Below are 5,740 nucleotides of genomic sequence, written 5' to 3' on the forward strand. Positions count from 1 at the left end.
CATATCCATTGGATTCCCTCCCTAAAATTAAGAGCGGAATTCTAATGCTTTTTAGTCAGCCAGCAAGTCCCGTGCGTAACATGAGTGATTTAATCGCCTCAGGTACGTAAGAGCTCAAGACAATATCAAATCCATAATCGGCAATACTCCATGCCATATCTTGGTGAGTTTGTGGCACCAAATCACAATAAAACGATTGAATACAGAAATACTTATCTAAGTTAGAATGATTTTGAATCAGAACAGATGCGGCGCCATCAGCAAAAAGAGCATTTGAAACCATATTTTCTAGATTAAAATTATTTTGAAAGTGAATACTGCATAATTCAACACAAACTAATAATACATTGGCGTTTTGTTCTGCTTGACAAAACGCGTCAGCTACCTTTAATCCATTAAACGCTCCATAACATCCCATAAAATTAATCGCTGTGCGTTTTATAGAAGGATTCAAATTGAGCTTTTGAACAATTTCAATATCTATTCCCGGAGCATACATGCCCGTACAACTTACTGTGATTAAATGCGAGATGTTATTTTTATCAAATTCAATCGAATTTAGGCAATTTTCAATAGCCGTGATGGCTAAATGAAGAGCGTGCTGCTTATATAAATGCATTCGCTTTGCTGTTGAAGGAAAATTATCTTTAGGATCATTGGGAAAAAATTCGAACTCCCCAGGCAGCCTGCAATAATCGCTTAAGATGCTATATCGGGTGTTGATTCCTGATGATTTATAAATTTTTTTCAATATTTTTTCTTGGTTCCCATCAAGATGAAATGCATCGACAATCAGTTCAGCAACTTCCTCTTGCGTGCGTTTAAAAGGTGGGTTTGCTATGCCAATGGCGGTAATTTTTGATTGCATTTTTCCCTTTTTAAAATAGTCCTTATCAGAAATAAATTTATACCATAAATTATGGGGCAGAAGAGTAATTGCAGTATTTATTTATTTATTGCAAAATAAAAATTTGCCTATCGTTAAAATGATATGACTCAACTTACTAAACGATCAAAGGAAAAGGAGTTAATTGATCTAGGGCAAGACTTTTATACGCCTCAGGAATATACTCAGTCATTAAAAAAGCTTTTTAAAATTAATCAACTAATGGGTATTTTTAGACATACTGTCCATTTGTTAAAACAGTTTTCTCCTAATACTGCATTAGTCGATGTTGGTTGCGGTGGTGGGTTATTTTTGTTAAATCTAGGCAAATATTATCCCAATATGCGTTTATTAGGTTTAGATGTTTCTAAAGAGGCGATTCAACTGGCTCAAGAAGAACTAAAGAATTGGCAACAATCTGATGGAACTCATTTTATTGAATTTCAATTTCAACAGCAACCAGAGTTAGAATTGAAGTCAAATAGCGTAGATATCATTTTACTCAATTTAGTTTGCCACCATTTAGATGATGAAGTGTTAGTTCCATTTTTGTTGAACGCCAATAACATGGTTCGTCGTGCGATAATCATTAATGATCTGCAGCGAAATTTTTTCGCTTATTGGTTTTATAAAATCATCAGCCCCATATTTTTTAATAATCGCTTGATTACTCATGATGGGCTGATTTCGATTCAGAAAGGTTTTACTCGAAAAGAGTTAAAAACTTTATTGAGACAAGCAAAGATTAACAATTACCGTATAAAATGGCACTTTCCATTTTGGTGGAGTATTCTTATTTTAAAAGAGTAGGGATTAAATCGATGACATTGGATGTGCTGATTATTGGAGGAGGGCCGGCTGGTGCTACAACCGCTATTTTACTTGCGGAAGCAGGGTGGTCAGTAGGCTTAATTGAAAAGAAAGAATTTCCACGTAAAAAAGTTTGCGGCGAATTCATCTCTGCCACGAGTTTGCCACTTTTACAAATATTAGGATTGGAAAAGTTCTACTTTGAAAAAGGTGGACCTGAGATTACCCAGGTAGGTCTGTATGCTGGTGAGGTAATTTTGACCGCTAATATGCCACACTTGAGTTCTGCAACAAACCCATATGGAAGGGCACTTGGGCGTGAATATTTAGACACTGCATTAGTTAATAAGGCTAAGTTTAATGGTGTTAATATTTGGCAACCTTGTGAAGCAACACATATACAGCATAAAAATGGCTTATTTTTTTGTACTATTAAAAAGGAAGATAGAACATCTGAGATTATTCGTTCTTTGCACGTTGTTATAGCTTATGGTTCTTGGGGTAAACACATTCATTCTTCAGATCCTAAAATACATAAGGCATGCGATCTCTTAGCATTTAAAGCACATTTCAAAAACTGCAGTTTGCCAACGAATTTGATGCCCTTATTGGCTTTCCCCGGAGGGTATGGCGGCGTTGTGCATAGTACCCCACAACAAGTCGCGCTTTCATGCTGTATTCGGCGAGATATGTTGAAAAATTTGCGGCTGAAATCTCCTGATTTACCTGCAGGTGAAGTAGTGTTTCAGTACATTAAATTCCATTGTCGTGGGGCTCGTGAGGTATTTGACGCCGCCCAGAATGAAGGAAAATGGCTGGCTGCTGGTCCAATTCAGCCCGGTATTCGCAGCTGTTATAAAAATGGTATTTTTTTTGTGGGTAACATTGCTGGGGAAGCTCATCCTGTTGTAGCGGAGGGAATTAGTATGGCAATGCAATCCGCATGGCTACTCTCACAAAGTTTGCTTCAATTTAATCTAAAACAGAATAAAAATCAGAATGATGCCGGCAAATATTATACACAGCAATGGCGTAAATATTTTGCTCATCGAATCCATGCTTCTGCTTTTTTTGCACATATGGTAATGATAAAGCCTTGGGGTAGGGCATTGTTACTGCCTATCATGCAACAGTTTCCTGCTCTTTTAACCTTAGGTGCAAAATTCAGCGGTAAAATCCAGCAAGTTGTACCAACTGATAATCGTAATAATATTTAAATAAAAATTACCCTATTTCAGAAAAGTTGAATCTTAAAAAAGACGTACGTAGGCGAGGTGGGGATGAACTGTCAACACGCCATAACTGGCTTTAGAGTATCTTTTGTTCCATTACGTGTCACACCCCAAACAAAGCTCTTCCGCGCATTATTGCATTGATCAAAACAGAAGGGACTAAACTGTATCGTTTTGAGCTAAAAAATAAAACCCTGGAAATGGTTGTTTGTAGATCATTATGAAAATATAAACTACAATTACTTATTATGAATATCGAGGAAAAGTATTCCTTATCAGGTAAACATGTTTGAGCATCTTTTTAGTTTTTTCAAAAATAATGATAGTAAAAATGATGAATTATCAAAATATCTAAAGGCAAAATATTTTGAAGAATTATGTAAAGATAATATTTGGACTTCTGGAACCCCGAAAGTTGGACAAATTGGTCCATACACCTTAATAAATAATGGAGGAGAAGTTTTCTTTGAACATGAGGGACTACGTAATTTAGAAAAAAAAGAGTATATCAAAAAAAGTGATGAGTTGAATTGCAATTGGAAAGCAAGAATTACTATAAACAAGGAGGACTTATTTAAAGCCTATGAAATAATAATGCCTATCATTTTAAAGTATTCGAAAGAATTCCCATCTTTTAAGATACAAAATATTTTTCGTCACGCTAGAAAAATAGAAGAACTGAACATGGAAATAAAGTATACCCAAAAGAATCCCCATAAAGAAGTGAAAGTTAATGATGAGGGTAAAATTGTTACTTTAAGTGGACATAATTTAGAAACTTACTATCAAAAATGCATTGAATCCATTAGCCGTTTAAATGAAGGTCTGCAATTCACCGTTTACATAACCCCTGGTAACGAAAAGAAAGTAAATTTTCTTCTTGCCAAGATAGAAAAGGCTATTAAGCAAAACAAAATTAGACAAGGGGCTATTCATAAAAGTGATTTACAATTAGGAGAATATACTTCCGTTCGCCATCCTGGAAAAAAATATACTTATGGTATTTCAGCTGAGTCTTTTAACCCTGATGGCGTGCCTAATCCCTTTTTAAGCATCAAACGGATAAAATATAAACTTAATAAAAGACAGAATAAAATTAAGACAGAAAACTCTAAGGAGCATTCTAATACATTCGGCAATGAGTTATTCAGCGATAAGCAGACATTCAGCGAAACTTTTTTTCAACATAACAATCAAAACACTCAAGAAGACTCTAAGAAAAACAACCCGTCTAATGATATTAATCTAATAAAATAGGGGTTCTAGGCGCTAATCCCAGAAATTTCTGGAATAATTCTTATTACTTTGTTGTAATGATAATAGGTATTTAAATTCTTCTTGCAATCTGATTTGAATCGGTAAATATTATGCATAGCAATGGCGTAAATCGATTTCATGCCTCTTGAAATACTCGGTCCCTAGATGTGATTATCCCATCAATGTGATGAGCAGATGCCGCTGTTGTGGCGCATAACGATGCTCATACAAATAGATCCCTTGCCAACTTCCTAATGCGAGTTTCTTATTTTGTATAGGGATGCTCAGACTTGTTTGAGTTAATATGGTTCGGATATGAGCTGGCATATCATCTTTACCTTCTACAGTATGCTTAAATAAGGGAGCTCCATCTGGGATAAGTCTCTGTAGAAAGTTTTCTAAATCTTCGCGTACTTGTACATCATAGTTTTCGCATATCATTAATGACGCACTTGTATGCTGTAAAAATAAGTGGCATAGTCCGTTTTGAGCAGAAAAACTTGCGCCTAAGAGATTGATTTTATCCGTGATATCAAAAGTACCCCGACCAGTTGTATTCAGTATCAGTGTATGTTGTTCTAAGTGCATTCTCGTTCTACTCTCTAGAAAATTTTTTTCCTTGAATGATTGTACTATTCCATTTCATAATTGTGTATTTTTTTTAATTCAATTAATTCATCATGAAACAACAGAAGAGAAAAATGAAAGTGGGTGCAATAAAATATATGACAGTAAGTGTGCTATGGGGAGTTATGATGTCGAGTCATGCTGATCAAAACAAATTTTTATTAATTGCCGATCCCAAAATACTTGCTATTCCCATCATAGATAACCATGAAAGGATGATTGATTTAAAAAAACAGCATAAAATTGCTTATGGCCCTTCGCCTGAAATTCCAAATAATACAGATTATACAAAACTAAGAAAAACAGTTTATGAGAAACTAAAACAAGCACAAGCATTATTGCCTCAAGGATTACGTTTTCGTTTGTATGAGGGATATCGGAGCTTAAAACTGCAAGAAATGTTATTTGATGAACGATATGCAAAAGTTAAAGCACAACATCCTTCCTGGTCTCATGCACAGCTGTTTCATGAAACCACTAAGTTGGTTTCCCCGGTATTTAATTTGGATTCTTCAAAAAATATTCCACCGCATTCAACAGGTGGTGCTATTGATGTCTATTTAATTAATGACAAAGGAGAGGAAGTGGATATGGGTATTCATCCTAAAGATTGGATGAGTGATTTACATGGCACATTATCATTAACAAATTCTCATGTTATTTCAAAAGAAGCAAAACATTACCGACATATTATGAGTGACGTATTAAGTCGTGTAGGTTTTGTCAATTATCCCACCGAATATTGGCATTGGTCTTATGGTGATCGTTATTGGGCTTACAACTATCATAAATCTCATGCAATCTACAGTAGTTATATTGCAAAGGAAAACAAATAACATACCAAATACAAATAACTTAAGAGGCATTAGGGTCTGTTGACATTTCACCAGCCGCCTACGTGCCGCGGCTTGTCCGCGGCATCCAGTAG

6 protein-coding genes are annotated in these 5,740 nt (G+C 35.3%); 4 read left to right on the forward strand and 2 right to left on the reverse strand.

Translation table 11 applies throughout. The features are described 5' to 3' along the window. Nucleotides 1-55: 55 nt before the first annotated feature. Entirely contained in the window at nucleotides 56-868 is an 813-nt protein-coding gene (locus tag Lsan_RS03625) for a type III polyketide synthase (protein ID WP_237762023.1), read from the reverse strand. Nucleotides 869-991: 123 nt separating this feature from the next. Between Lsan_RS03625 and Lsan_RS03630 the strand changes: the two genes are divergently transcribed. From Lsan_RS03630 to Lsan_RS03640, 3 genes are all read left to right on the forward strand, one after another. Next, nucleotides 992-1,696 (forward strand): methyltransferase domain-containing protein, encoded by a 705-nt coding sequence (locus Lsan_RS03630; protein WP_058513169.1) that lies wholly within the window; start codon nucleotides 992-994, stop codon nucleotides 1,694-1,696. 11 nt (nucleotides 1,697-1,707) lie between these two features. Further along, nucleotides 1,708-2,913 (forward strand): NAD(P)/FAD-dependent oxidoreductase, encoded by a 1,206-nt coding sequence (locus tag Lsan_RS03635; RefSeq protein WP_058513170.1) that lies wholly within the window; start codon nucleotides 1,708-1,710, stop codon nucleotides 2,911-2,913. A gap of 300 nt (nucleotides 2,914-3,213) precedes the next feature. Continuing rightward, nucleotides 3,214-4,185 (forward strand): hypothetical protein, encoded by a 972-nt coding sequence (locus Lsan_RS03640; RefSeq protein ID WP_058513171.1) that lies wholly within the window; start codon nucleotides 3,214-3,216, stop codon nucleotides 4,183-4,185. A gap of 171 nt (nucleotides 4,186-4,356) precedes the next feature. On the opposite strand, the gene Lsan_RS03645 is transcribed toward Lsan_RS03640, so the two are convergent. Then, complete coding sequence (locus Lsan_RS03645; protein ID WP_058513172.1) at nucleotides 4,357-4,773, reverse strand: secondary thiamine-phosphate synthase enzyme YjbQ; 417 nt, start codon at nucleotides 4,771-4,773, stop codon at nucleotides 4,357-4,359. 167 nt (nucleotides 4,774-4,940) lie between these two features. On the opposite strand from Lsan_RS03645, the gene Lsan_RS03650 reads away from it, so the two are divergent. Continuing rightward, complete coding sequence (locus Lsan_RS03650) at nucleotides 4,941-5,648, forward strand: M15 family metallopeptidase (RefSeq protein ID WP_058513173.1); 708 nt, start codon at nucleotides 4,941-4,943, stop codon at nucleotides 5,646-5,648. Nucleotides 5,649-5,740 lie beyond the last annotated feature (92 nt).

This window comes from Legionella santicrucis, assembly GCF_001468135.1.
Lineage (GTDB): Bacteria > Pseudomonadota > Gammaproteobacteria > Legionellales > Legionellaceae > Legionella > Legionella santicrucis.

Bases quoted from the DNA above. Each gene is read 5' to 3' on its own strand.
- Lsan_RS03625 (WP_237762023.1), bottom strand. From the start codon at position 868: ATGCAATCAAAAATTACCGCCATTGGCATAGCAAACCCACCTTTTAAA.
- Lsan_RS03630 (WP_058513169.1), top strand. From the start codon at position 992: ATGACTCAACTTACTAAACGATCAAAGGAAAAGGAGTTAATTGATCTA.
- Lsan_RS03635 (WP_058513170.1), top strand. From the start codon at position 1,708: ATGACATTGGATGTGCTGATTATTGGAGGAGGGCCGGCTGGTGCTACA.
- Lsan_RS03640 (WP_058513171.1), top strand. From the start codon at position 3,214: ATGTTTGAGCATCTTTTTAGTTTTTTCAAAAATAATGATAGTAAAAAT.
- Lsan_RS03645 (WP_058513172.1), bottom strand. From the start codon at position 4,773: ATGCACTTAGAACAACATACACTGATACTGAATACAACTGGTCGGGGT.
- Lsan_RS03650 (WP_058513173.1), top strand. From the start codon at position 4,941: ATGTCGAGTCATGCTGATCAAAACAAATTTTTATTAATTGCCGATCCC.